Origin of the sequence: Leisingera coralii, from assembly GCF_049056525.1 — a bacterium.
Taxonomy (GTDB): Bacteria; Pseudomonadota; Alphaproteobacteria; order Rhodobacterales; family Rhodobacteraceae; genus Leisingera; species Leisingera coralii.
The window spans coordinates 1-24,623 of the sequence record NZ_JBHUPT010000090.1 but is presented as its reverse complement, the minus strand read 5'-3'; the positions used below and the strand labels follow the sequence as shown (position 1 = coordinate 24,623).

General features: G+C 64.4%; 24 protein-coding genes. 6 read left to right on the top strand and 18 right to left on the bottom strand.

From position 1 onward, the window contains the following. Positions 1-20: 20 nt before the first annotated feature. The 3 genes from xdhC to xdhA are packed head-to-tail and all read right to left on the bottom strand — an operon-like array spanning position 21 to position 4,712. On the bottom strand, positions 21-914 hold the full coding sequence (xdhC, locus tag ACFMBG_RS22360; RefSeq protein ID WP_421056879.1) for a xanthine dehydrogenase accessory protein XdhC: 894 nt from the start codon (positions 912-914) through the stop codon (positions 21-23). A gap of 3 nt (positions 915-917) precedes the next feature. After that, on the bottom strand, positions 918-3,236 hold the full coding sequence (gene xdhB / locus ACFMBG_RS22355; protein WP_421056878.1) for a xanthine dehydrogenase molybdopterin binding subunit: 2,319 nt from the start codon (positions 3,234-3,236) through the stop codon (positions 918-920). 12 nt (positions 3,237-3,248) lie between these two features. Beyond that, positions 3,249-4,712, bottom strand: coding sequence for a xanthine dehydrogenase small subunit (gene xdhA / locus ACFMBG_RS22350; protein WP_421056877.1), 1,464 nt, complete (start codon positions 4,710-4,712; stop codon positions 3,249-3,251). Between the two features lie 207 nt (positions 4,713-4,919). Here xdhA and ACFMBG_RS22345 point away from each other — a divergent pair, with 207 nt between their 5' ends. Then, complete coding sequence (locus ACFMBG_RS22345) at positions 4,920-5,837, top strand: LysR family transcriptional regulator (RefSeq protein WP_421056876.1); 918 nt, start codon at positions 4,920-4,922, stop codon at positions 5,835-5,837. A gap of 68 nt (positions 5,838-5,905) precedes the next feature. Here ACFMBG_RS22345 and ACFMBG_RS22340 read toward each other — a convergent pair whose 3' ends face one another. Continuing rightward, positions 5,906-6,109: a hypothetical protein gene (locus ACFMBG_RS22340; RefSeq protein ID WP_421056875.1), complete on the bottom strand. Its 204-nt coding sequence runs from the start codon at positions 6,107-6,109 to the stop codon at positions 5,906-5,908. A 312-nt stretch (positions 6,110-6,421) separates the two neighbouring features. Beyond that, positions 6,422-7,681 (bottom strand): urate hydroxylase PuuD, encoded by a 1,260-nt coding sequence (locus tag ACFMBG_RS22335; protein WP_421056874.1) that lies wholly within the window; start codon positions 7,679-7,681, stop codon positions 6,422-6,424. 105 nt (positions 7,682-7,786) lie between these two features. Between ACFMBG_RS22335 and ACFMBG_RS22330 the strand changes: the two genes are divergently transcribed. After that, entirely contained in the window at positions 7,787-8,695 is a 909-nt protein-coding gene (locus ACFMBG_RS22330) for a LysR family transcriptional regulator (protein ID WP_421056873.1), read from the top strand. Positions 8,696-8,774: 79 nt separating this feature from the next. On the opposite strand, the gene uraH is transcribed toward ACFMBG_RS22330, so the two are convergent. After that, complete coding sequence (gene uraH / locus ACFMBG_RS22325; RefSeq protein ID WP_421056872.1) at positions 8,775-9,131, bottom strand: hydroxyisourate hydrolase; 357 nt, start codon at positions 9,129-9,131, stop codon at positions 8,775-8,777. 151 nt (positions 9,132-9,282) lie between these two features. Here uraH and puuE point away from each other — a divergent pair, with 151 nt between their 5' ends. From puuE to ACFMBG_RS22310, 3 genes are all read left to right on the top strand, one after another. Continuing rightward, complete coding sequence (puuE, locus tag ACFMBG_RS22320; protein WP_421056871.1) at positions 9,283-10,698, top strand: allantoinase PuuE; 1,416 nt, start codon at positions 9,283-9,285, stop codon at positions 10,696-10,698. Then, a complete protein-coding gene (locus tag ACFMBG_RS22315; RefSeq protein WP_421056870.1) occupies positions 10,695-11,186 on the top strand; it encodes an ureidoglycolate lyase in 492 nt (163 codons plus the stop codon). The genes puuE and ACFMBG_RS22315 overlap by 4 nt, the downstream gene beginning before the upstream one ends. Before the next feature lie 67 nt (positions 11,187-11,253). Further along, positions 11,254-12,690, top strand: a complete 1,437-nt coding sequence (locus ACFMBG_RS22310; protein WP_421056869.1) for a uracil-xanthine permease family protein — start codon at positions 11,254-11,256, stop codon at positions 12,688-12,690. A gap of 64 nt (positions 12,691-12,754) precedes the next feature. Here the strand turns inward: ACFMBG_RS22310 and ACFMBG_RS22305 are convergent, their stop codons facing one another. The 5 genes from ACFMBG_RS22305 to bhcA form a co-directional block, all read right to left on the bottom strand. Further along, the gene (locus ACFMBG_RS22305; protein ID WP_421056868.1) at positions 12,755-13,267 is read right to left on the bottom strand and encodes an AmiS/UreI family transporter; all 513 of its coding nucleotides are present in this window, start codon (positions 13,265-13,267) and stop codon (positions 12,755-12,757) included. Between the two features lie 96 nt (positions 13,268-13,363). Continuing rightward, the gene (gene bhcD, locus ACFMBG_RS22300; RefSeq protein ID WP_421056867.1) at positions 13,364-14,329 is read right to left on the bottom strand and encodes an iminosuccinate reductase BhcD; all 966 of its coding nucleotides are present in this window, start codon (positions 14,327-14,329) and stop codon (positions 13,364-13,366) included. A gap of 72 nt (positions 14,330-14,401) precedes the next feature. Beyond that, on the bottom strand, positions 14,402-15,565 hold the full coding sequence (bhcC, locus tag ACFMBG_RS22295) for a 3-hydroxy-D-aspartate aldolase BhcC (protein ID WP_421056866.1): 1,164 nt from the start codon (positions 15,563-15,565) through the stop codon (positions 14,402-14,404). 16 nt (positions 15,566-15,581) lie between these two features. After that, positions 15,582-16,550: a beta-hydroxyaspartate dehydratase BhcB gene (gene bhcB, locus ACFMBG_RS22290; protein ID WP_421056865.1), complete on the bottom strand. Its 969-nt coding sequence runs from the start codon at positions 16,548-16,550 to the stop codon at positions 15,582-15,584. Then, positions 16,550-17,740 carry an L-aspartate--glyoxylate aminotransferase BhcA gene (gene bhcA, locus ACFMBG_RS22285; RefSeq protein ID WP_421056864.1) on the bottom strand — a complete coding sequence of 397 codons (1,191 nt, stop codon included), beginning with the start codon at positions 17,738-17,740 and terminating at the stop codon, positions 16,550-16,552. Before bhcA ends, bhcB begins: the two co-directional genes overlap by 1 nt. A gap of 198 nt (positions 17,741-17,938) precedes the next feature. Here bhcA and bhcR point away from each other — a divergent pair, with 198 nt between their 5' ends. After that, complete coding sequence (gene bhcR / locus ACFMBG_RS22280; protein WP_421056863.1) at positions 17,939-18,772, top strand: HTH-type transcriptional regulator BhcR; 834 nt, start codon at positions 17,939-17,941, stop codon at positions 18,770-18,772. A gap of 53 nt (positions 18,773-18,825) precedes the next feature. Here bhcR and ACFMBG_RS22275 read toward each other — a convergent pair whose 3' ends face one another. From ACFMBG_RS22275 to ACFMBG_RS22245, 7 genes are all read right to left on the bottom strand, one after another. After that, positions 18,826-19,656, bottom strand: a complete 831-nt coding sequence (locus tag ACFMBG_RS22275) for a bifunctional allantoicase/(S)-ureidoglycine aminohydrolase (RefSeq protein WP_421056862.1) — start codon at positions 19,654-19,656, stop codon at positions 18,826-18,828. A 125-nt stretch (positions 19,657-19,781) separates the two neighbouring features. Then, positions 19,782-20,867 carry a molybdenum ABC transporter ATP-binding protein gene (gene modC, locus ACFMBG_RS22270; protein ID WP_421056861.1) on the bottom strand — a complete coding sequence of 362 codons (1,086 nt, stop codon included), beginning with the start codon at positions 20,865-20,867 and terminating at the stop codon, positions 19,782-19,784. Beyond that, on the bottom strand, positions 20,867-21,571 hold the full coding sequence (gene modB, locus ACFMBG_RS22265; RefSeq protein WP_421056860.1) for a molybdate ABC transporter permease subunit: 705 nt from the start codon (positions 21,569-21,571) through the stop codon (positions 20,867-20,869). Before modB ends, modC begins: the two co-directional genes overlap by 1 nt. Continuing rightward, positions 21,568-22,281 (bottom strand): molybdate ABC transporter substrate-binding protein, encoded by a 714-nt coding sequence (gene modA, locus ACFMBG_RS22260; RefSeq protein WP_421056888.1) that lies wholly within the window; start codon positions 22,279-22,281, stop codon positions 21,568-21,570. The genes modB and modA overlap by 4 nt, the downstream gene beginning before the upstream one ends. A 195-nt stretch (positions 22,282-22,476) precedes the next feature. After that, positions 22,477-23,040, bottom strand: coding sequence for a chemotaxis protein CheD (locus ACFMBG_RS22255; RefSeq protein WP_421056859.1), 564 nt, complete (start codon positions 23,038-23,040; stop codon positions 22,477-22,479). Positions 23,041-23,066: 26 nt separating this feature from the next. Further along, positions 23,067-24,002 (bottom strand): CheB methylesterase domain-containing protein, encoded by a 936-nt coding sequence (locus tag ACFMBG_RS22250; RefSeq protein WP_421056887.1) that lies wholly within the window; start codon positions 24,000-24,002, stop codon positions 23,067-23,069. A gap of 167 nt (positions 24,003-24,169) precedes the next feature. Further along, positions 24,170-24,623: methyl-accepting chemotaxis protein (locus tag ACFMBG_RS22245; protein WP_421056858.1), on the bottom strand; the 454-nt coding region annotated here is incomplete at its 5' end.

The following is a 24,623-nucleotide window of genomic DNA, read 5'->3' as shown; positions in this document are numbered from 1 at the left end:
CCTATCAGAGGACGCAGTCCTTACCGGCTGATTGCTCCAGCCGTGTCTCCCTCTGCGTCCGGTTGCTTGCCCGTTTCAGGCAGGTCTGTGCTCCTTGCGGGAGCGGACGCGGCAGTTTCAGAGGTCAAATCAGCGATCACTTCCGCCGCCACGAAGGCGGCGATGACGCTGGGCCGCTTGTCGCGGCTACCGCTTGCCCCGATGGGGCAGATGAGACGGTCGGTTCCCAGACCGTCGCAATGGTCCCGGCACCAGCGGCGGAATTTCTCCCGCTTGGTGGCCGATCCGATCAAGCCGACATAACCCGCATCGCCGCGCTGCAGGGCAGCGGAGGCAAGCAGGAAGTCGAGCGCATGATCATGGGTGAGAACGATGAACGCGCTGCCCGCAGGCGCGGCGGCGATATCGATCTCGGGAATTGCACTTTGGCGGATTTCCACGTCCGCTTGGCACAGGGCCAGCTCTTCGGCGCGCTGGTCGATCAGGATGCAGCGCACCGGCATATGCTGGAACAGATCCGCCAGCGCCCGGCCCACGTGGCCCGCCCCCATCACATAGACATGCGGCAGCGCCTGCTCCTCGGCCTGCTGACGGGCCAGGGCGGCGTCGCGGTCGGCTTGGCGCATCTGCGCCAGCGACATTTCCACCCGGCCGCCGCAGCACTGGCCGATCTCCGGCCCCAGCGGCACGTCCAGCGTGTCGCTGATCACATCCTGCTTCAGCATCCGCCGGGCATGGTCGATGGCGATGTATTCCAGCTGGCCGCCGCCAATGGTCCCCCACAGGCCTTCCGCCGCTACAAACATGCAGGTGCCGGTTTCGCGCGGGGAGGACCCGCGAACGCGGGTCAGCGCGACCTGCACCACACGGCTGTGGCTGGCCAGAAAGTCCTGGAGGGAACGGCGGCGGGTCATGGCTCAGCCCTGCCCTTTGAGGGTTTCGATCGCCATCAGCACGCGCTCCGGCGTGGCAGGCGCATCCAGGCGCGGGCAGACCTTGTAGTCCGCCGTGCTGGCGACCGCCATCGACAGTGCCTCGAACACCGAGATGCCCAGCATGAACGGCGGCTCGCCCACGGCCTTGGACCGCTTGATGGTGCGCTTCTTGTTCACCGACCATTCGGCCAGCCGGGTGTTGAAGATGCGCGGGCGGTCAGACGCCAGCGGGATCTTGTAGGTCGAGGGCGCATGGGTGCGCAGGCGGCCCTCGCCGTCCCACCACAGTTCCTCGGTGGTCAGCCACCCCATGCCCTGGATGAAAGCGCCCTCCACCTGGCCCTTGTCCAGGACCGGGTTCAGCGAGCGGCCCACGTCATGCAGGATGTCGGTGCGCTCCACCCGGTATTCGCCGGTCAGAGTGTCGACGGACACCTCGGAGCAGGACGCGCCATAGGCGTAGTAGAAGAACGGCTGGCCCTTGCCGGCCGCGCGGTCCCAGTGGATTTCCGGCGTCTTGTAGAACCCCGCCGCCGACAGGTGAACGCGGGCCATATAGGCCTCTTTCACCAGCGTGTCGAAGGGGATGACCTCGCTGCCGACGCGCACGCGGTTGGGCAGGAATTCGACTTCCGCCTCGGACACACCATGCTTCTCAGCCGCGAACTTGGTCAGCCGGGCAATGATCTGCTCCGCCGCATCCAGCGCCGCCATGCCATTGAGGTCCGACCCGGACGAGGCCGCGGTGGCCGAAGTGTTCGGAACCTTCTCGGTGGTGGTCTTGGTGATTTTGATGCGCTCGAAATCCACCTGGAAGGCATCGGCCACAACCTGCGCCACCTTGGTGTTGAGGCCCTGCCCCATTTCGGTGCCGCCGTGGTTCAGATGGATCGAGCCGTCATTGTAAACATGGATCAGCGAGCCCGCCTGATTGTACCAGGTCGCGGTGAAGGAGATGCCGAATTTCACTGGCGTCAGGGCAATGCCCTTCTTGATGATCTTCGACTCCTTGTTGAAGGCGATGATCTCCTCCCGCCGCTTGCGGTATTCGGCGTTTTCCTCCAACTCCCCGATCAGCCGGTCGAGGATATTGTCCTCCACCTTCTGATGGTAGGGCGTCAGGTCGCGGCCCTCTTCGCCATAGAAGTTGGCCTTGCGCACATCCAGCGGATCCTTACCAAGGGCATAGGCGATCTCCTCGATCATCCGCTCTGCCGCGACCACACCTTGCGGGCCGCCAAAGCCGCGGAAGGCGGTGTTGGAGACGGTGTTGGTCTTCATGGGCCGGCTTTTCAGCAGCACATTCGGGTAGAAATAGGCGTTATCCGCATGGAACAGCGCCCGGTCGGTGACAGGTCCGGACAGGTCCGAGGAATAGCCGCAGCGCGCAGCAAAGCCGCCCTCGACCGCCTGAATGCGGCCCGCGTCGTCAAATGCCACGTCATAGTCGATCACGAAGTCATGGCGCTTGCCGGTGGCGGTCATGTCCTGGTCGCGGTCCGGGCGGATCTTGACCGGGCGGTTATGCTTCTTCGCAGCGATTGCAGCCACTGCGCAGAACAGGTTCATCTGGCTTTCCTTGCCGCCAAAGCCGCCGCCCATGCGGCGCACGTTGACGGTCACCGCGTTGTTCGCAACGCCCAGAACATGCGCAACCATATGCTGCGCCTCGCTCGGGTGCTGGGTGGAGCAATGCACGGTCACGTCCTCATCCTCGCCCGGAATGGCAAAGGCGATGTGGCCCTCCAGATACATGTGGTCCTGGCCGCCGACGGTCATCTGCGCCTGAATGCGGTGGGCAGCGCCCTTGCGGCCCGCCTCCACATCGCCCCGCTCCAGCTTCAGCGGATCGGTGATCATCGGATAGCCCGCCTCCTGCGCCTGGACCGGGTCCAGCGCGTGCGGCAGCTCTTCGTAGTCCACCTGCGCCAGCTCGGCGGCACGGCGGGCGGCATCGCGGGTCTCGGCGATCACCGCGAACATCGGCTGGCCGTGGAATTCGACCTTCCCGGTCGGGAACACCGGCTCGTCATGCTTGCCGGTGGGGCTGATGTCGTTGACGCCAGGGATGTCCTCGGCGGTCAGCACATCCACAACGCCGGGCGCGGCGCGCACAGCTGACAAATCGATGCCCTTGATATTGGCGTGCGCCACGGTCGACACACCCAGGTAGGCGTGCAGCGTGCCATAGGGTTCGGCGATATCGTCGGTGTATTCGGCGCGCCCCGTGACATGCTTGATGGCGCTGTCATGCTGGCGGTCATGGTGCACGGCGCCGCTGATGGTCTGATGGTCTTTCATCTCAAATCCTCCTCAGGCGACGGCCAGCCGGACGGCACCGGCGGTTCCCGCGTCATGTTCCAGGTAGAAGCGGCGCAGCAGGTTGCTGGCCGTGAGCGCACGGTACTCCGCAGAGGCGCGCCAGTCGCTTAGGGGGGTGAAGTCCTGCTTCACCGCCTCCGCTGCGGCGTCAAACGCGGCCTCGCCCCAGGGCTGGCCAATCAGCGCGGCCTCGGCGCCGGCGGCACGCTTGGGCGTCGCTGCCATGCCGCCGAATGCGATGCGCGCAGAGGCGATCACGCCGTCCTTCACGGTGACGCTGACCCCAGCGGCAACCGAGGAAATATCCTCATCCCGGCGCTTGGAGATCTTGTAGGCGGCATCGATCTGCCCGTCGCGGCGCAGCGGGATGCGGATCGAGGCGACGAAATCGCCCGGCTCGCGGTCCTGCTTGCCGTAGTCGATAAAGAAGTCCTCCAGCGGCAGCGTGCGCGAACCGCCCTTCTTCTGCAGCGTCACCTCTGCGCCCAGCGAGATCAGCACCGGCGGGGTGTCCCCGATGGGCGAGCCGTTGGCGATGTTGCCGCCGATGGTGCCCATGTTGCGCACCTGCCAGCCGGCGATGCGGTCCCAGTAGGCGCTCAGATGCGGGAAAGCATCGCGGATCGCCGTTTCGCTTTCGGTATAGGTGACGCCGGCACCGATGGTCAGCGCCTCATCCGTCAGCTCGATGGCCTTCAGCTCCTCCAGGTGGGCGACAAACACCACCGGAGAGATCGGCTTCATGAACTTGGTCACCCACAGGCCCACATCGGTGGAGCCGGCCACGATGGTCGCCTTGGGGTTCTCTGCCAGCACCTCTGCCAGATCCGCCGCATCCAGCGGCAGGATGGCGCGGTCATCTTCGGGGCCGGTCACAACACGGGCCTGCGGCTGGATCGCCTTCAGCTTAGCGGTCAGGCTCTCACGCTCGGTATTGAGGTAATCATTGGCCGGGGTGCCGTACTGGTTCACCGCCAGCGCGGCTTTCACAATCGGCTCATAGCCGGTGCAGCGGCAGAGGTTGCCCTGCACCGCGGTTTCCACCTGCGTCTCGTTCGGCTGCGGGTTCTCCATCCACAGTGCGTACAGCGACATCACGAAACCCGGGGTGCAGAAGCCGCACTGGCTGCCGTGGTATTCGACCATCGCCTGCTGCACCGGGTGCAGACGGCCTTTGGGGCCGGACAGATGCTCAACCGTCACCACGTGGCAGCCATTGAGCGACGCCAGGAAGCGGATGCAGGCGTTTACCGCCTCATAACGCAGCGCGCCATTGTGCAGACGGCCCACCAGCACGGTGCAGGCGCCGCAGTCGCCCTCGGCGCAGCCTTCCTTGGTGCCGGTCAGGCGCTGCTCCAGCCGGAGGAAATCCAACAGGGTCGTGGTCGCCTTCACGTCCTTGACCGAAAGCTCCCGCCCGTTCAGCAGAAAGCGAATGTCGTTTTGATGTTCCATCTGGCCTCCAAGTAGTCGCTGGACAGCTTCTAATTCTGTTGGTTCATTTTTACCTTGTCCGACTGCCTCGGTTAACGGCTGCAATCGCGAAAGGCTTTCAACACCCTGTTGAAAATGGTTAGGCTAATAGGTGCCGGAACCGGCGTGTTTGCCGCCTGCCGTGGTAAAGGGCAAGCGGCGGATACGCCCCGTAAAGGTCTGTGAACCATGTCTTATCTGGAATCCCTGCGGGTCTTCACCCGAGTCGTCGAACTGGGCAGCATCACCTCCGGCGGGCGGGATCTGCGGCTGACTCCTGCGGTGGCCAGCAAGCGGATCAAGGAGCTTGAAAAGCACCTTGGCGTCCGCCTGTTCAACCGTACCACGAGATCGCTGACCCCGACCGAGGTCGGACAGCTGTTTTATACCGAGGCCAAGAAGGTGCTCGAATCGATTGAGGACGCCGAGGCAGTGGTCTCGCAGTTCTCCGAGGCGCCGCGCGGGGTGATCCGGGTAACCGCGCCGCTGGGCGTTGGCCGCCGCATCATCGCGCCGCTGGTGCCGGGATTTGTCGACGAATATCCCGCCACCGAAATCCGGATGCGGATGTCGGACCGCAAGGTCGACATTCTGGCCGACGGGCTGGACGTGGCGTTCTTTATCGGCACCCCGCACGATTCCACCCTGAAGATGCGTAAGATCGCCGATTGCACCCGGGTGCTGTGTGCCGCACCGGACTATCTGGAGCGGCATGGCACCCCGCAGGTGCCGGAGGATCTGCTGACCGGCCACAATTGCCTGCTGCTGCGTTATCCGCGCTCGCCGGAATATTACTGGACGCTGAAAACGCCAGAGGGGCCGCGCAAGCTGGAGGTGTCAGGAAAGTATGACGCTGACGACAGCGACGTGCTGACCAACTGGGCGCTGGACGGGCGCGGCATCGTCAACAAGCCGCGTTTCGACGTGGCCGCGCATCTGCGCTCCGGCGCGCTGGTGGAGGTGCTGCCGGATACTCCGCCGGAGCCGACAATCTTCGGCTGCCTCTACCCGCACCGCAAGCTGCAGGATCCCAAGATCCGGCTGTTTGTCGATTACGCGGTGAAACACGGGCTGGCCGCCTTCCGGCGGAACGAGGCCGGCAGCTAAGGCCGGCAGCCCCTGCAGTGAAAAGGCGGGCACCGCTGGCCCGCCTTTCGGAAACGAGGGTTCTCGCCTTAGCAGCGGTGCGGATTTTCCTCGCAATAAACCAGGTTTGCCGCGGCCCCGACGGCCGCACCCGTCACCAGGTTGCCGTCCAGCACGGCAGCACCGGCAGCGCCCGCGCCCGCGCCGTAGACCAGCCGCTCGCCGGTGGTGTCACCGCAGGCGGCAAGGGTGGTGCAGATGGCAAATCCAATGGCGATGGTCTTTCGAAACATCGTGTTTCCTCCTTCTACGTCCAAACCCCGCAGTTTTGCCGCGGTCCCAAACGGCCGGCCTCCGGTTTCTTGTGCCGGAGGAAGGGCGCCCGAAAGGGATTGGCGCTGTGGCTGAACAGACCGGAAGCCCTGGAGGCCCGGCGCATTTGGGCAAACCCTGTACCAGCATAACACACGGCGGGCCTGTTTGGTTCCATGGCCCCGCTGCATTGCTGGTGCACAGGCGGTGTACAGGGGGTGCACGCCCGGTGCCGGACGAAAATGGCCCCGCCTTGGGGGCGGGGCCATTGTGATCGGCTATGCGGTTCCGGCTCAGTTTGCGGCCAGCGTGAAGGGCTGCTCCTTGGAGGCGCTGCCGTACCAGCGGCGGATCAGGGCGCGTTCCTCGTCCTCCATATAGGTCACGTTGGCGGGCGGCATCGCGTGGGTGGCACCGGACTGGAGATAGATCTCCTTGGCGTATTTCGCCACATCCGCCGGGGTCTCAAGCAGCACGTTCTTGGGCGCGCGGCGGATGCCGTCATAGTAGGGCTCCCGCGCGTGGCACATGGCGCAGCGGCCCGGCACCACATTCATCACGTCCTCGAAATGCTGATTGCTGGCAAACACTTGCTCGGATTTGGTCAGCTCCCGCGCCTCGGATTCCTCGTAGGTGTCCTGCTGCAGCGGCGCCTGGCTCAGGATCATGATGCCGATGAACAGGATGGCGGTCACAGGCCAGGTCCAGGTCGGGTTGCTGGTGCCCGCGTGGTTGCTGTTGAAGTAATGGCGGATGGTCACACCCATCAGGAACACCAGCGCCGCGATCAGCCAGTTGTACTCGGTGGCAAAGGCCAGCGGGTAGTGGTTGGACAGCATCAGGAACACAACCGGCAGCGTCAGGTAGTTGTTATGGGTCGAGCGCAGCTTGGCGATCTTGCCATATTTCGCATCCGGCGTGCGGCCTTCCTGCAGGTCCTTCACCACGATGCGCTGGTTCGGCATGATGATGAAAAAGACGTTTGCTGTCATGATGGTAGCCGTAAAGGCTCCCAAGTGCAGCATCACCGCGCGGCCGGTGAAGATCTGGTTATAGCCCCAGCCCATGGCGACCAGCAGCACGAACAGCAGCACCATCAGGAAGGTCGGCTTGTCCCCCAGCGGCGACTTGCACAGGTAGTCATAGACCAGCCAGCCGATGCTGAGCGATGCGCCGGAAATCAGGATGCCCTGCCACAGGGCCAGATCGGCCTTGGTCGAGTCGATCAGGTACAGCTCGCCGCCCGCCCAGTAGACGATCATCAACAGGCCCGCGCCTGACAGCCAGGTTGCGTAGCTTTCCCATTTGAACCAGATCAGATGGTCCGGCATGTTCTCCGGCGCCACCAGGTATTTCTGGATGTGATAGAAACCGCCGCCGTGGACCTGCCATTCCTCACCGTGCGCGCCGACCGGCAGATGCGGAACTTTCCGCAGGCCAAGGTCCAGCGCGACGAAGTAGAAGGACGACCCGATCCAGGCAATGGCGGTGATGACGTGAAGCCAGCGGACCGCAAAGCCCAGCCAGTCCCACATGATCACAAGCTCTTCCATTGTTCTCTCCTCATAAGCTTTGGCAAGGACACTAGAGCATGCCGCTATTTTCATGTATTAGGTAAAAAATCCAAGCTGTTTCAAAATAACACAAAGAATACTTGAATGGCCTATCTCGACAATATCCGCACCTTTGTCCGTGTCTATGAACTTGGCAACATGTCCGCCGCCGCGCGCGACATGCGGATCTCGGCTGCCGTGGCATCGTCGCGGATTTCCCAACTGGAAGAACACCTTAACGTGCGGCTGTTCCAGCGCACCACGCGGCTGTTGAACCCGACCGAGCAGGGCAACCTGTTCTACCGCGGCGCGGTCAAGATCCTGGAGGCGGTGGATGAGGCCGAGGCCGACATCAGCAGCGTCACCCAAACCCCGCGCGGCACGCTGTATGTGGCGGCGCCCCTGGGGCTGGGGCAGCGTCTGATTGCGCCGGCGGTGCCGAAGTTCAAGGAAGCCTATCCGCTGATCTCGATCCGGCTGCGGCTGTCGGACCGCAAGCTGGATCTGGCGGCCGAAGGGCTGGATGCAGCGTTTTTCCTTGGCGTGCCGGAGGATTCAAACCTGCGCATCCGCAAGATTGCCGACTGCCCGCGGGTGCTGTGCGCGGCGCCGGAGTACATCAAGCGGCGGGGCCAGCCGAAAAACAGCGAGGAGCTGAAGACGGAGGCGCATGACTGCCTGAACCTGCGCTATCCCGGCGCGCCGGAGTTCCAATGGCCGCTGCGCAGCCATGACGGGGTGAAACGGGTGACTGTCACCGGGCCGTTTGAATCGGATCACGGCGACGTGCTGACCAGCTGGGCGCTGGACGGGCACGGGATCATCCTGAAGCCGGTGTTCGAGATTTCGGAGCATCTGGCCTCCGGCCGGCTGGTACCGGTGCTGGCAGAGGAGCCGCCAATCCCGATCCAGATGGCCTGCCTGTACGTCCACCGCCGCCACCAGGATCCCAAGGTGCGGCTTTTCATGGATTTCATGGTGGACCACATCCAGGCGTCGCTGCCCTCAGAATGAAAAAGCCCGCCCCAGTTTCCTGAGGCGGGAACCGCCGGCAGATGCCAAGCGGGAGGAGAGGTATCTTGGGGCTTGCGGCTCAGCTGCCGCGGTAGGTCGAATAGCCGTAGGGCGACAGCAGCAGCGGCACGTGATAATGGCTGTCCGCCTCGCTCATGCCGAAACGCAGCGGCACCTCGTCCAGGAACAGCGGATCGGCGCCCGCCTGGCCGGTGGCGCGCAGGTAGCCGCCGGCGTGGAACACCAGCTCATAGGTGCCGGTCGCAAACTCGCCTGCGGGCAGGATCTGCTCATCGGTGCGTCCGTCGTCGTTAGTGGTCAGGCTGCGCAGGTGGATGCGCTCGCCGTTCTCGATCCGGTACAGGTCGATCTTCAGCCCTTCCGCCGGGCAGCCGCGGGCGGTGTCCAGCACATGGGTGGTCAGAAATCCGGCCATGCCAGCCTCCTTTCAATTCCGTTTCCCTAGGTATGCGCGCATCAGCCCATTGCATACAGAAGGAAGAGTCAAAAAGTTCTTTCAAAAATATACTGAAAGCCGAACGGGATTATTTTGTTCTATAAATAATGAAACAGACAGGAGACCAGTCGTGACGCGCTATCCTCGTGACTTGCGCGGGTACGGTGCTGAGGCACCTGACCCGCAGTGGCCCAATGGGGCCAAAGCTGCCGTGCAATTTGTCCTTAACTATGAAGAAGGCGGTGAGAACTGCATCCTGCACGGGGATGCGGCCTCGGAGGCCTTTCTGTCCGACATCCCCGGTGCCGCGCAATGGCCCGGCCAGCGCCATTGGAACATGGAGTCAATCTATGAATACGGGTCGCGCGCCGGGTTCTGGCGGCTTCACCGGCTGTTCACCGGCGCGGGCATTCCGCTGACCATCTATGGCGTTGCCACCGCGCTGGCCCGCAGCCCTGAGCAGGTGCAGGCGATGAAGGACGCGGACTGGGAGATCGCCAGCCACGGCCTGAAATGGGTCGAGCACAAGGACATGGCCGAAGACGAAGAGCGCGCCGCGATTGCCGAGGCTGTGCGCCTGCACACCGAGGTGACCGGCGAGCGCCCGCGCGGCTGGTACACCGGGCGCTGCAGCGCCAACACGGTGCGGCTGGTGGCTGAGGAAGGCGGGTTTGACTACATCTCCGACACCTATGACGACGACCTGCCATATTGGCTGGAAAGCGGCGGCCGTGATCAGCTGATCATCCCCTACACGCTGGAAGCCAACGACATGCGGTTCGCCAATTCGCCGGGCTGGATCACGGGTGAGCATTTCTTCCAGTATCTGAAGGATGCCTTTGACGTGATCTATGCCGAGGGAGAGGCCGGGGCGCCGAAGATGATGACCATCGGGCTGCACTGCCGTCTGGTGGGCCGTCCGGGCAAGATTGCCGGTCTCAAGCGCTTTATCGAGTATATCCAGGGCTTTGACGGCGTCTGGTGCCCGCGCCGCATCGACATTGCAGAGCATTGGGCGGAAACCCACCCGCCGGTCAAGCGCGAGCGCCCGAGCCGGATGGAGCGCGAGGAATTTGTCGCCAAGTTCGGCTCGATCTTCGAGCATTCGCCCTGGATCGCCGACCGTGCCTTTGACCTGGAACTGGGCCCGGCGCATGACTGCGCGGCCGGTGTCCACAACGCGCTGTGCCGGATCTTCCGCACCGCAAGCGAGGATGAGCGCCTGGGCGTGCTGACCGCGCACCCGGATCTGGCGGGCAAGCTGGCAGCCGCGGGCCGTCTGACCGCCGAGAGCACCTCGGAACAGTCCAGCGCCGGCCTTGATTTGCTGACCGATGAGGAGCGCGAGACCTTTACCCGGCTCAACACCGAGTATGTGGAGAAGCACGGCTTCCCCTTCATCATCGCAGTGCGCGACCACAACAAGGCGTCGATCATGGAGGCGTTCCACCGCCGCATTCACAACGACCGGGCAACCGAGTTCGATGAGGCCTGCCGTCAGGTGGAGCGTATCGCCCAGTTCCGGCTGCAGGATCTGCTGCCATGAGCCGGCTGCTGACCGCCGTGCCGCTGACCGCGGAGGCCTTTGCGCCTTATGGCGACGTGATCGAGGTCGCGGGCGCGCCGGACAAGCTGATCAATCAGGGCATGTGCGGCCGTCACCACGACCGCGCCCGCCTCGACTTTGGCGAGGGCGGACGGGCAGGCATCAGCCTGTTCGACGCCCGGGCCCGCCATCTGCCGCATAAGGTGGACATGGTGGAGCGCCACCCCGACGGCAGCCAGGCCTTTGTGCCGGTCAGCGGCGTGCCGATGCTGGTTGTTGTTGCAGAAGACGCCGGCGGTATCCCGGTTGAGCTGAAAGCCTTCATCAGCCAGCCGGGCCAGTCCATCAACCTGCACCGGGGCACTTGGCACGGGGTGCTCGCCCCGCTGGGCGCGCCCGGCCAGTACATCGTGGTCGACCGCATCGGGCAGACCCCGAACCTGGAAGAACACTGGTTCCAGGACCCTTACACTGTAGTTTCAGAGTAACCACCGCCCCGAAGCCGCCACAAAAACAAAAGAAGCGGCAAGACCCCCATGACCGACAGGAGAAGACATGGCTGATACTTCCATCGGGACGCCAGAACAGCTGCGCGACCCCAACTACACCCCGCCCTTGCACAAGGCGATCCCGCTGGGCATCCAGCATGTGCTGGCAATGTTTGTGTCCAACGTGACACCGGCGATTATCGTTGCCGGAGCCGCCGGGTTCGGTTTCGGCTCTAATTCGCCCGATTTCCCGGAGCTGCTCTATCTGATCCAGATGTCGATGCTGTTTGCCGGCGTCGCGACGCTGCTGCAGACCATCACGCTGGGGCCGGTCGGCTCGGCGCTGCCGATTGTGCAGGGCACCTCATTTGCCTTCCTGCCGATCATGATCCCGCTGGTTGCGGGCAAGGGCGTGGACGGGCTGGCGGCGCTGTTCACCGGCGTCATCATCGGCGGTATCTTTCACGGTCTGCTCGGCACGGTAATCGGCAAGATCCGCTTTGCCCTGCCACCGCTGGTGACTGGCCTGGTTGTCACCATGATCGGTTTGGCGCTGGTCAAGGTCGGCATCCAGTACGCAGCGGGCGGTGTACCCGCCATCGGCACGCCGGAATACGGCTCTTTGCTGAACTGGTCGGCGGCACTTGTGGTGATCCTGGTGACCCTGGGCCTCAAGTTCTTCACCAAGGGGATGCTGTCTGTCTCTGCCGTGCTGCTGGGCCTGATCGTCGGCTACATCTATGCATTGATGACCGGCATGCTGACATTTGAGGCGATTTCCGGCTCCTGGTCCGGGGCATCCGCCTTTGCCCTGCCGCAGCCCTTCAAATACGGCTTCGAGTTCTCGGCCGCCGCTGTCATCGGCTTCTGCCTGATGAGCTTTGTCTCTGCGGTTGAAACCGTCGGTGACGTCTCCGGCGTGACCAAGGGCGGCGCGGGCCGCGAAGCGACCGAGGAGGAGATCGCCGGTGCGACCTATGCCGATGGTGTGGGCACCGCGATTGCGGGCTTTTTTGGCGCCTTCCCGAACACCTCGTTCAGCCAGAACGTCGGCCTGATTGCGATGACCGGCGTGATGAGCCGTCATGTTGTGACCTGCGGCGCGATCTTCCTGATCGTCTGCGGGCTGGTGCCCAAGGTCGGCGCGGTGATCCGTACGGTGCCGATCGAAGTGCTGGGCGGCGGCGTGATCGTGATGTTCGGCATGGTGGTTGCGGCAGGCGTGTCGATGCTGTCGGACGTGGACTGGAACCGCCGCAACATGGTGATCTTTGCGATCTCCCTGTCCATCGGCCTTGGCCTGCAGCTGGAGCCCGGTGCGCTGCAGCACATGCCGGACACCGCGCGCATCCTGCTGACCAGCGGCCTGCTGCCGGCAGCTCTGATCGCCATCGTGCTGAACCTGGTGCTGCCGCAGGATCTGGCGGACGAAGCCACCGAGGAAGTCTCTGGCGGGATGAGCGGCCACGGCAAGGGCTCGCTGCCGCACGAGGATCATGCCTGACGCATTCAGCGTCGCGTAGGAATGAGAGAGCCGGCCCCTGAAGGGCCGGCTTTTTCATGCGGGCCTATACGCTCAGCCCGTGCAGCACGGCCAGCCCCGGCAGCCAGCCGGTGAAGATCCCGCACAGGAGCGTTGCGGCGGCAGTCAGCCGCGGGCTGCCGCGCCGGAGCGCGAGATTCAGGAAATACAGGAACCACAGCCCGGACCAGGCGGCCCAGCATCCGGCCAGCCAGACGTCGAACAGCCCGTCTGCCTGTGCCAGGACACGCAGCACCATGGGCGCGGCGGTCAGCGCCACAAAGCCGCTGAACCAGCCCAGCCCCTCGCCGCTGGAGGCAAAGGTGCGGTTGTAGGCGACCCACAAATAGGTGGTGCCGAACAGCAGCGTCATGCCCGCATCCAGCAGGTCAGCCGGCTGCTGCGCTGCCAGCGCGATCAGCAGGACGGTGGCAAAGAACACCAGCGCCGCAACTGTGTTGATCAGGATGATTTCCCGGTCCTGTATCCGGCCCATCTGCCAGATGCCGTTCAGGCACAGCACCACGCCGACCACCAGCAGGCTCAATCCCAGAAACATGATTGGAGTCCCTCAAAGAAAAAACAGGAGGGAGGTACACCTCTCTCCTGCCGCTCCGCTATGCGGATATTTGCAGAATGTGTTTCTGGCTGGGGTTTAGAAATCGACCTCGATGGCGATGCCCTTCTCGACCGCTACCTCAACGACCGAGGCCGCGACGGCCAGATCCTGCAGGCCGACGCCGGTGCCGTCGAACAGGGTGATCTGATCGTCAGAGGTGCGGCCCGGATTGGTGCCGTTGATCACCGCGCCGATCTGGGCGACGTCGGATTCCTGGATCAGGCCCTGGGCCACCGCGTGCTGGGCCTCGCCGATGGAAATCGACTGCGCGACCTCGTCGGTGAACACGTCCGCCGCCACCAGCAGCTGGGGATCAACCTCCTGTTTGCCCTTGGTGTCGGTGCCCATGCAGGCGACGTGGGTGCCGGGGCTGACCTGATCCGCCTTCAGGATCGCGTCGAAGGACGAGGTGATCGAGATGATCACATCCGCTTCGCGCATGCCGTCCAGTTCGACCGCCTCAAAGGGCAGCCCTGCCTCGTCCGCCACCTCTTGCAGGTTCGGCAGCATCTCTGGATGCAGGTTCCAGCCGATGACTTTCTCGAAGTTGCGCTGCTCCAGCGCCGCGCGCAGCTGGAACTTGGCCTGGTGGCCTGCACCGATCATGCCGATCACCTTGGCGTCCTCGCGGGCCAGATGCTTGATCGACACCGAGGAGGCGGCGGCGGTACGCAGCGCGGTCAGCAGGTTGCCGCCCACCATCGCCTTCACCTTGCCGGTGTCCGGGTCGAACAGGAAGACGGTGGACTGGTGGTTGATCAGCCCGCGTTTCTCCAGGTTGTTCGGCCAGTAGCCGCCGGCCTTGAGGCCCAGGGTCAGGCCTGCGCGGTCAAAGCCGCCCTTGAAGCCGTAAAGCGCGTCTTCGTGGCCGATCGCCTCGCGTACCACGGGGAAGTTGTAGGCATCTCCCGAAGCCATGGCGGCAAAGACCTTCTCGACCGCATCGAACGAGGCTTCGCGGGTCACCAGGTCCGCAATCGCCTTTTCCGGAACGATATACATGTCTGTTTCTCCTCAACAAAAAAGCCGGCGGAGGGCGGCATGCGCACCTCCGCCAGTTCGGGGATGGTTCGGTTAGTAGGCCTTGCCGCGAGCCGATACGGGCCAGACGGTTTCGACCTTGCCGTTGCGGACGCCGACGTACCAGTCATGCACGTTGGCGGTCGGGTCGCAGTGGCCGGGCACCAGCCGCAGCTTGTCGCCCACTTTCAGCGCACCGTTCGGGTCGGAGACCACACCGTGCTCGTCCGAGCATTTGATGTATTCCACGTCATCGCGGCCGAAGATGAAGGGCAGGCCGCTGTCGACTGACTGGGCCTTGAGGCCGGCATCGACGATGGCCTTGTCGGCCTTGGCGTGGCTCATCACCTGGGTCAGCAGGAAGAAAGCGTTTTCCCACTCGCCCTGGTCGATCCGGTTGCCGTCCTTGTCCAAGATGCGGCCGTAATCCGCGTCCATGAAGGCGTAGGAGCCGCACTGCAGCTCGTTGTAGACGCCCGAGTTCGACTCGAAATAGTATGAGCCGGTGCCGCCGCCGGAGACCAACTCGCACTCGATGCCTTCCTTCTTCAGGCCCTCAACCGCGTCGGCGACCTGAGCGATGGCAATGTCCAGCTTGGCCTTGCGGTCCTCGTAGCTGTCCATGTGCTGCATCGCGCCCTGGTAGGCCTGGATGCCGGAGAACTTGAGGTTCTCAGCCGCGTTCACCGCCTTGGCGATCTCGACAACCGCCTCAGTCGTGGTCACGCCGCAGCGGCCTGCGCCGCAGTCGATCTCGACGAACACTTCCAGCTCGGTGCCGTGCTTTTGCGCCGCCGCCGCCAGGTCGGCCACGTTGGCCAGATCATCGACGCAGACGATGGTGCGGGCGCCCAGCTTGGGCAGGCGGGCCAGACGGTCGATCTTTTGCGGGTCGCGCACCTGGTTGGAGACCAGAATGTCCTTGATGCCGCCGCGGGCAAACACCTCAGCCTCGGAGACCTTCTGGCAGCAGACGCCAACCGCGCCGCCGAGTTCCTCCTGCAGCTTGGCCACATCCACCGACTTGTGCATCTTGCCGTGCACCCGGTGGCGCATGCCGTGCGCCTTGGCATAGTCGCCCATCTTCTTGATGTTGCGCTCCAGCGCGTCCAGGTCGAGGACCAGCGCCGGGGTCTGGATGTCAGCCTCGTCCATGCCCGGGACCGCCGGGACATCATAGCCGACTTCGAGCTGATCAAAATTTGTCTGTGCGTTCATTTCAGTATTCCCCAGTTTAGCTGTTGATCCAGGGCAGCTTGTCGAGGTCGACATTGCCGCCGGTGACGATCAGGCCCACGCGTTTGCCCGCGAAGGCGTCTTTGTTTTTCAGAATGGTGGCGAGCGGCACCGCGGAGGACGGCTCCATCACGATGCGCAGGTGCTTCCAGATCAGCTTCATCGCGTCGATGATTTCCGCGTCGGACGCGGTATAGATTTCGCTGACGTGGTTGCTGACGAAGTGCCAGGTCAGATCCTTGAGCGGCACCAGCAGCCCGTCTGCGATGGTCTTGGGCGCATCATCGGCGATGATGTAACCTGCCTTGAAGCTGCGGTAGGCGTCATCGGCCTGCTCCGGCTCCGCCGCGATCACCTTGGTTTCCGGCGCCAGCGTCGACAGCGTCAGGCAGGTGCCCGAGATCATGCCGCCGCCGCCGATCGGGGCGACAACCATGTCGAGGCCGCCGGTCTGCTCCACGAATTCCTTGGCACAGGTCCCCTGCCCCGCAATCACGCGCGGGTCGTTGTAAGGGTGCACGAAATCGCCGCCGGTTTCGGCCTGCACCTTGGCAAAGGTCTCCTCCCGCGAGGAGGTCGAGGGCTCGCATTCGGTGATCCGGCCGCCGTAGCGGCGCACGGTGTCCTTCTTGGCCTGCGGCGCGGTGCGCGGCATGACGACGTTGCAGGGGATACCGCGCAGCATGGCTGCGTAGGACAGGCAGGAGGCATGGTTGCCCGAAGAATGCGTCGCCACGCCTTTCTTCGCCTGCTCTTCGTCCAGCCCGAACACCGCATTGGCGGCGCCGCGCACCTTGAAGGCGCCCGGCTCCTGGAAGTTCTCGCACTTGAAGAACAGCTCAGCGCCGGTCAGTTCATTCAGGTAGTCCGAGGTGCGCACCGGCGTGCGGCGGATATGCGGCTGGATGCGCTCATGCGCAGCCAGCATGTCCTCATAGGTCGGGATATACATAGCGGTATCCTTCATCAGGCGGCAGCCTTGGTGCTGGAGGCGGTGTTGCCGCGGTAGTAGTCCTGAGCCGCCGCCACGCCGGAGCCCAGCGGGATGTTCAGGCCCAGGTCGGCCATGACCATTTCGGCGGTCGCAATGCCCGACAGCGCCATCACGTCGGTCAGGCTGCCCAGGTGGCCGATGCGGAACACCTTGCCGGCGACCTCCCCCAGGCCGGTGCCAAAGGCGACGCCGTATTTCTCGGCCGCCAAGCTGACGAACTTGTTGGCGTCAAAGCCTTCCGGCGTGCGGATCGCGCTGACGCTGTCGGAGTAGACATCCGGCGACACGGCACACAGCTCCAGCCCCCAGGCGCGGACCGCGGCGCGGACGCCCTCGGCAATCCGGTGGTGGCGGGCAAAGACATTCTCCAGCCCTTCATCCAGCAGCATACCACAAGCCATGTTCAGACCGTTCAGAAGGCCGACGGAGGGCGTGTAGGGATAGGCGCTGTTGGCATAGCCATTGGCCATGTCCTTGATATCAAAGAAAGTGCGCGGCAGAGTCGCGGTCTCCGCCGCCTTCATCGCCTTGGGCGAGAAGCCGACGATGGCCAGGCCCGGCGGCAGCATGAAACCTTTTTGCGAACCGGTAACGGCGATATCGACGCCCCATTCATCCATCCGGAAGTCCATCGAGGCGATGGAGGACACGCCGTCGACAAACAGCAGCGCCGGGTGGCCTGCGGCGTCCAGCGCGCGGCGGACGGCGGCGATGTCGGATTTGACGCCGGTTGCGGTCTCGTTATGGGTCGCCAGAACCACCTTGATCTGGTGCGATTTGTCGGCGGTCAGGATTTCCTCGTAGCGGTCCGCAGGCAGGCCCTCCCCCCAAGGGGTTTCAACCACTTGGACGTCCAGACCGTGGCGCTGGCACATGTCGATCCAGCGGTGGCTGAACATGCCGTTGCGGGCGGCCAGGATCTTGTCGCCTGCGTTCAGCGTGTTGGTGATCGCGGTTTCCCAGCCGCCGGTGCCAGTCGACGGAAACACAAAGATCTCGGCGGTTTCGCTTTTCAGAACCTTCTTCACGCCGGCCAGTGCCGGGTGCAGGATCTGGCCGAACAGCGGCGAGCGGTGGTCCAGCGTCGGCATGTCCACTGCCTTGCGCAGTGCTTCGGGCATATTGGTCGGACCGGGAATGAAAACCGGGTTTTGAAAGCTCATGTCGTGCCCTCCTGTGGCGATTTCCTTCACTCTAAAGGCAAGAAGCACTCAGGGAAATTTTTTTGAAAAAAGCTTTCATAAACGCAATAAATGGCGATTTTATGCATAATAACAAAGGCTTTAGTTTTTTCACTGTACAGAAGCGATTTTCAGTTTTATTCATAAGCTGCTTTTTGAATTGCCTCGGGAGGCTTGAAAATGCCGCAAGCGCCGCGCCGCAAGGGCCGCCCCAAAAGCTTTGATTCCGCCAGCCAGCCGCCCACGATTCAATCGCTCGACCGGGCCCTGGACGTGCTCGACGCGCTGGCAGGCGCCAGCGGCATGACGCTGACCGAACTGTCCACGGCGCTGGATCAGTCGGCGGCCACCATGTACCGGGTGCTGTCCACGCTGGAGGCGCGCCAGATCGTCGAGATGGAGCCGCAGTCGCAGACCTGGCATATCGGCGCGATGGCCTTCCGCCTCGGCTCCGCCTTCCTGCGCCGCTCCAGCGTGATCGAACGGGCGCGGCCGGTGATGCGGGAGCTGATGGAGGCAACGGGCGAGACCTCCAACCTCGGGATCGAACGCGGCGGCGACGTGATGTTTGTGAGCCAAGTGGAAACCCATGAGTCGATCCGCGCCTTCTTCCCGCCCGGCACCACCTCACCCATGCACGCCTCGGGCATCGGCAAGGCGCTGCTCAGCTGCTTTGGCGAGGATCAGCTGAGCCGCTTCCTGCGCGGCCGGACGCTGCAGGAGTTCACGAAGAAAACCCTGACCTCAGCCGAGGCACTGCGCGAAGATCTGGCGCAGATCCGCAGCCGCGGCTGGTCCTTCGACGATGAGGAAAAGGCCCCGGGCATGCGCTGTGTGGCGGCGCCGGTGTTCGGAATGCAGGGCGAGGTGCTGGCCGGGATCTCCGTCTCCGGCCCCACCGCCCGGATGCCGGACGCGCGCATCAACGAAATCGGCGCCCTGGTTAGGGGCGCCGCAGAGAAACTGTCCTATGGATTGGGAGCGCCGGCAGCGGATCGGACCCCGCCCGGCTGACAAAGCCGGGCAGCGCCCGGGCACATATCAGGGCCGGGCGCTCCCCCCCGCCGTCAGCGCAACGGCGCCAGCGGCATATGACGGTTCACGTCCTTGTAGAGCAGATAGCGGAACTTGCCCGGCCCGCCCGCATAACAGGCCTGCGGGCAGAAGGCGCGCAGCCACATGTAATCGCCGGCCTCGACCTCGACCCAGTCCTGGTTCAGCCGGTAAACCGCCTTGCCTTCCAGCACATACAGGCCGTGCTCCATCACGTGGGTCTCGGCAAAGGGGATCACCGCGCCGGGTTCAAAGGTGACGATGGTCACATGCATGTCGTGGCGCAGGTCGTTCGGGTCGACGAACCGGGTGGTGGCCCATTTGCCTTCGGTTTCCGGCATCGGGGTCGGATCGACGTGGTTCTCGTTGGTGACAAAGGCCTCGGGCGCGTCCAGGCCCGCAACCGCCTGATAGGCTTTGCGGACCCAGTGGAACCGCACCGGCGCGCTGCCTTTGTTGCGAAGGCTCCAGACGGCATCGGGCGGCAGGTAGGCATAGCCGCCTTCTTCCATCTCATGCGCCGTGCCGTCGATGGTCAGCGTCATGGAGCCTTGGACGACAAACAGAACCGCCTCGGTGCCCGGCTCGGTTTCCGGCCGGTCGCTGCCGCCACCGGGCTGCACTTCGGCGATGTACTGGGAAAACGTCTCGGCAAAGCCCGACAAGGGCCGCGACAGCACCCAGAAGCGGGCCTTGTCCCAGAACGGCAGCAGGCTTGCCACGATATCGCTCATCGTGCCCTTGGGGATCACCGCATAGGCCTCGGTGAACATGGCCCGGTCGGTGAGCAACTGGGTCTGCGGCGGCAGCCCGCCTTCCGGTGCGTAATAGGATCGTTTGGTCATGGGCTGCCTTTCCTGCTGAACTGCTGCCCTATTGATACCCGCCCTCTGCGCGCAACCGAACTTATTTCCGTATCAAGATTACCTGAAGGATTATTGCGGAAATTTTGAAAGCAGGGGACTCCGCCCTATCCGGCCCCGCCGATATCCTCCGGCGCGATGGAGACGGTCTTGACCACGGCATAGCACTCCGCCCCCGGCTCCAGCCCCAATGCCTGTGCCGACCTCCGGGTGACCCGGGCCAGCACCCGGCCTGCCGGCGTCTGCAGCGAGACCATGGCGCCAGGGCCGCTGCCGGTGCGGACATGCTCAACCGTGCCCTGCAGGATATTGAGCGCCGACAATCCTTCGGGACGCTGGCGCGACAGGATCACCTCATGTGCCGAGATCCGCACCCGCACCGGGCTGCCCGGCACCCGGGTGATCTGCGGCAGGAACAGCGGCACGCCGCCCGCCTCCAGCTCTGTCAGCCCGTCCGAGTGGTGACGGGCGACCCGAGCCTCCAGCAGGGCACCGGCGGCGCGCACGCCAGCGGGCATGACTGCCGGATCGCCCAGCACCTCCGCCGCGCTGCCCTGGCGCTGCACCTTGCCGTCCTGCAGCACCACAACCGTTGTCGCCAGCCGCGCCACTTCGGCGGCGGAATGGCTGACATAGAGCATCGGAATACCGATCTCGTCCCTGAGCCGCTCGAAATAGGGCAGGATCTCCGCCTTGCGGGCCTCGTCCAGCGCCGACAGCGGCTCATCCGCCAGGATCATCCGCGGAGCCGACAGCAGGGCCCGGCCAATTGCCACCCGCTGTTTCTCGCCACCCGACAGCAGTCCGGGCCGCCGCTGCAGCAGGGGGCCGATACCCAGCAGGTCCACCACCCGGTCCAGGCTTTCCCGCTTGGCGCCGCGCGGGGCGAACCATTGCCCGAACAGCAGGTTTTGCCGAACGGTCAGATGGGGAAACAGCCGCCCCTCCTGAAACACATAGCCCATCCGGCGTTTGTGCGGCGGCAGCCATTGCCGCTGGGCGGTGTCAAACAGCACCTCGCCATTCAGCGTCACCCGTCCCTGGTCGGGCCGCAGCAGGCCGGCAACGGCCTGGATCACCGTGGTCTTGCCGGTGCCTGACCGTCCGAACAGCACGGTCACGCCCGGCGGCGCCTCGAACTGCACATCCAGCCCGAACCCCGTCAGCGCATGTTGCAGCGAGACCGTCAGCATCAGCGCCCCCCGGCCTGGTCAGCCGCCCGGCGCGCCAGGATCTCGGAGAGCAGCAGCGCACTGAGTGCGATGGCAATAGATACCAGCGTCAGCCGCAATGCCGCCGCCTCGCCGCCCGGCACCTGCAGGAAAGTGTAGATCGCCGAGGGCAGCGTCTGGGTCTGCCCCGGAATGCTGGAAACAAAGGTGATTGTGGCTCCGAACTCCCCCATCGCCTTGGCAAAGCCCAGCACGGTGCCGGCAATCAGGCCGGGCAGGATCATCGGCAGGGTGACAGTGGCAAAGCACAATACCCGCGACGCGCCCAGAGTCGCGGCAGCCTGCTCCAGTTTCGGATCCACCGCCTCCACCGACAGGCGGATCGCCCGCACCATCAGCGGAAAGGCCATGATCCCGGCCGCCAGTGCCGCCCCGGTCCAGCGGAAGGCAAAGACGATGCCAATTTGCTGCAGCGCTCCGCCAACCGGGCCTTTGGTGCCAAAGACCATCAGCAGGAGGTAGCCGGTCACCACCGGCGGCAGGATCAGCGGCAGATGCACCAGGCTGTTGACGATCTGCTTGCCGGGAAACCGCCAGCGCGCCAGCGCATAGGCCACGAAAACCGCCAGCGGCAGTGCCGTCAGCGTCGCCCAGAACGAAACCCGCAGCGACAGCATCACTGCTTGCCATTCTTCCGGCCCCAGCCATGCCGCGTCCGCGCTCACTCCGCCAGTACTCCGAAGCCGTGGCGCAGAAAAATCTCCCGGGCTTCGGGGCTGCGCATATACTCCAGAAAGGCCTTGGCCTCTTCTGAGTTGCCGCCGGCGACGGCAGCTGCCGGGTAGACAATTGGCGGGTGGCTTCCCTCCGGAAAGACAGCGATCACCGAGACATTGCTGCCCGCGCCGGCATCGGTTGCGTAAACCACGCCCATCGGCGCCTCGCCAGAGGCCACCAGCGCCAGCGCGGCGCGCACATTGGCTGTCTGCGCCACTTTGGGCGCGACGGCGGTCCAGTGGCCCAAAGCAGTGAGGGCCGCCTTGCCGTAAATGCCCGCAGGCACCGCATCGGTCAGGGCCATGGCCAGCCGGCCCTCGCCCAGCAATCCGCCCAGATCCGCGGCCGCCAGGTCCAGCGGTGCGGAGTCATTCCCGTGGGCGATGAGCACGAGGCGGTTTGCAAGCAGATCCAGGCGCGAGGCCGGATCCACCAGCCCCTCCTGCTGCAGCACATCCATCCAGCCGGGATTGGCCGAGATAAACACATCCGCCGGCGCGCCCAGCTGGATCTGCCGGGCCAGCGCCGGGGAGCCGGCATAGGAAATCGTGACTGACCGGCCGGTCCCGGCCTGGTAAGCGGCGGCCGCCTCATCCAGCGCTGTTTTGGTGCTGGCCGCGGCAAAAACCGTGATCTGAGCCTGCGCCATAGCCGCCATGCCCCATATCAGCAGACCGGCCGCTGCCAAGCCGCGCCGGAAGCCTGGCAAGATCTGAGAAAACAGTGTTGAAGCCCGGTTTGTCGTCATTACCCCTAAGGGACTACCTCTGCCGGGCAGCGCGGGCAAACGGTATTTGCCTGCGCCCGGTTTGTGCCGGCCGGCTTGGCCTCCCGGCCTTGCTGTGCAAGCCGGTCAGAACAGGGTGACAGCGCCCGCGCCGCCTGCCGCCGGTGCCGGTGCCGGTGCCGGGCGCGCCGCGGCACGCTGCTCCATTTCGCCGAGCTTGCGGTCGTCCTGGACATGGGTCTGCTGGGCCGCGCCGGAACAGGCGTGAAACCGCACCCTGCGTGCGGACGTGCCGCCAACGCTGGAGGAAATGCAGGGAATGCCTTCGTCGCGCAGGAACCGCTGCACGAAGTCGGCGTTGGAGGCGCCGATATCCGACAGGTTCGCCGACATCTTGGCGCCGCCGAAGACCTTGGCCTTCAGGTTCGACCGCACGGCGCCTTTTTTCATGATGCCGTTGATCAGCAGCTCCATCGCGTGAATGCCGTAGCGGGCGTTGGCCGCCCCGCCCTGGCGGGCATTTGCCAGCAGGAAATGATTCATCCCGCCGACACCATTTTCCGGATCGTAGATACACGCCGCGATGCACGAGCCGAGCACCGTCGAGAACACGGTTTTCGGATCAGTGGTCACCCGGTATTCCCCCTGAAGAACCGTTACGGATTTCGAATTGGCGAAAACAGTGGTCAAGGTTTTGGTCCCTTCCTGCGGAGTGTTCAGGCCTTGCTGGCCTGTAGTAGTGTGCTGGCCATCCGGGCCAGCGGCACCTGCTGCTGCGCGGCGCCGATATCCCAGGCCACTCTGGGCATCCCGTAAACCACCGAGGACTTTTCATCCTGGGCAAAAGTCTTGGCGCCTGCCTTGCGCAGGTCCAGCAGCCCCCGGGCGCCGTCTTGGCCCATGCCGGTCAGAATGGTGGCAACAACGTCCTTCCCATATGGCACGGCAGAGGTGAACAGAGCGTCAACAGACGGCGTGTGGCCGGAAATATCCGGACCTTCCTTCATCCTCAGCCGCAGCGGCTTGCGGTTGCTCAGGCCCATGTGGCGGCGCTGGCCGGCGGCGATGTAGACATGGCCCGGCTCCAGCGCGATACCATCCTCGGCCGCCCGCACCCGCGCCGGGCAGATCCGGTCCAGCAGCGAGACCAGGCCGGCGCCGAAATTCTTGCCGGTATGCTGCACGATGAGGGTTGGCGGGCAGTCGAAGGGGAAGCCGACCAGAATGCTGCGCAGGGCTTCCACTCCGCCGGTCGAGGATCCGATCAGGATCAGTTTGCGGCTGCCGCCGCCAGACGCCGCCGGGTGTTTGGACGCTGCAGCCCGGGGGCTGCGGCGCGGCGCCTTGACCATCATGTCGAAATACTGGGCGAACTGGCTGGGGTGATCCGCCTTTGTCAGCTCGAAGATGCCCGCTCCGACATCCAGCAGCGGCGAGGATTTCCGGGCCGGGGTGGCGCCTTGCGTATCCATGACCGAGACCCAGCGGGTATCCATCGCCGAAAACAGCGCCATCATCATCTCGAATTCCGGCAGCTTGGTGAACCCGTCCTCCACAAAGGCAAAAACCGGCTGCGCCGCTTCTGCCTGGTTGTAGGCCATCATCAGGTTGTTCGCCAAATACACCCGCATGCCCGGGTAGGCGGATTCCATGTAGCTCTGCAGGTTACGGGCAAAGCTGCGGTCAGTGGTAATGATCAATAAGTTTTTCGAAGACAATGGGTTCCTCAGTCAATTTGCGGTGCCGTCAGAATTGCAGGCACAGGTTGCCATAGCCTGAAGGCGCCGTTGCCCGGGCAACGGCGCCTCCGGTCAGTCGTTCAGAAGTCCTGCCAGAGCTCGCGGGCGGCATTGCCGCTCCCGGCCGCGGCCGCCGCGGCAGGCGCCGCACTGGCCTCGATCTCCCAGTCTTCCGCGCCATGCGCCGAAGGGGCAGGCTTTGCCGCCGGAGCGGCCGGGGCCGCTGTAGGGGCAGGACGGGCTGCCGGGCTGCCGCCTGTCACCCGGAAATGGGCAACCAGTTCGGCCAGCTTGTTGGCATCCGTATTCAGCATGTGGCCGGCCGCGGTGGCCTCTTCCACCATTGCCGCGTTCTGCTGCGTCACCTGGTCCAGCTGGGTGACGCCGGTGTTGATCTCGTTGAGGCCGGTCGACTGCTCTGCGGCGCCCTCGGCAATGCCGGAGACCAGCTGCGAGATATGGGTGACCCGTTCGACGATGCTTTGCAGCGCCTCGCCGGCCTTGCCGACCAGATCCACCCCGCGCTCGACCTGT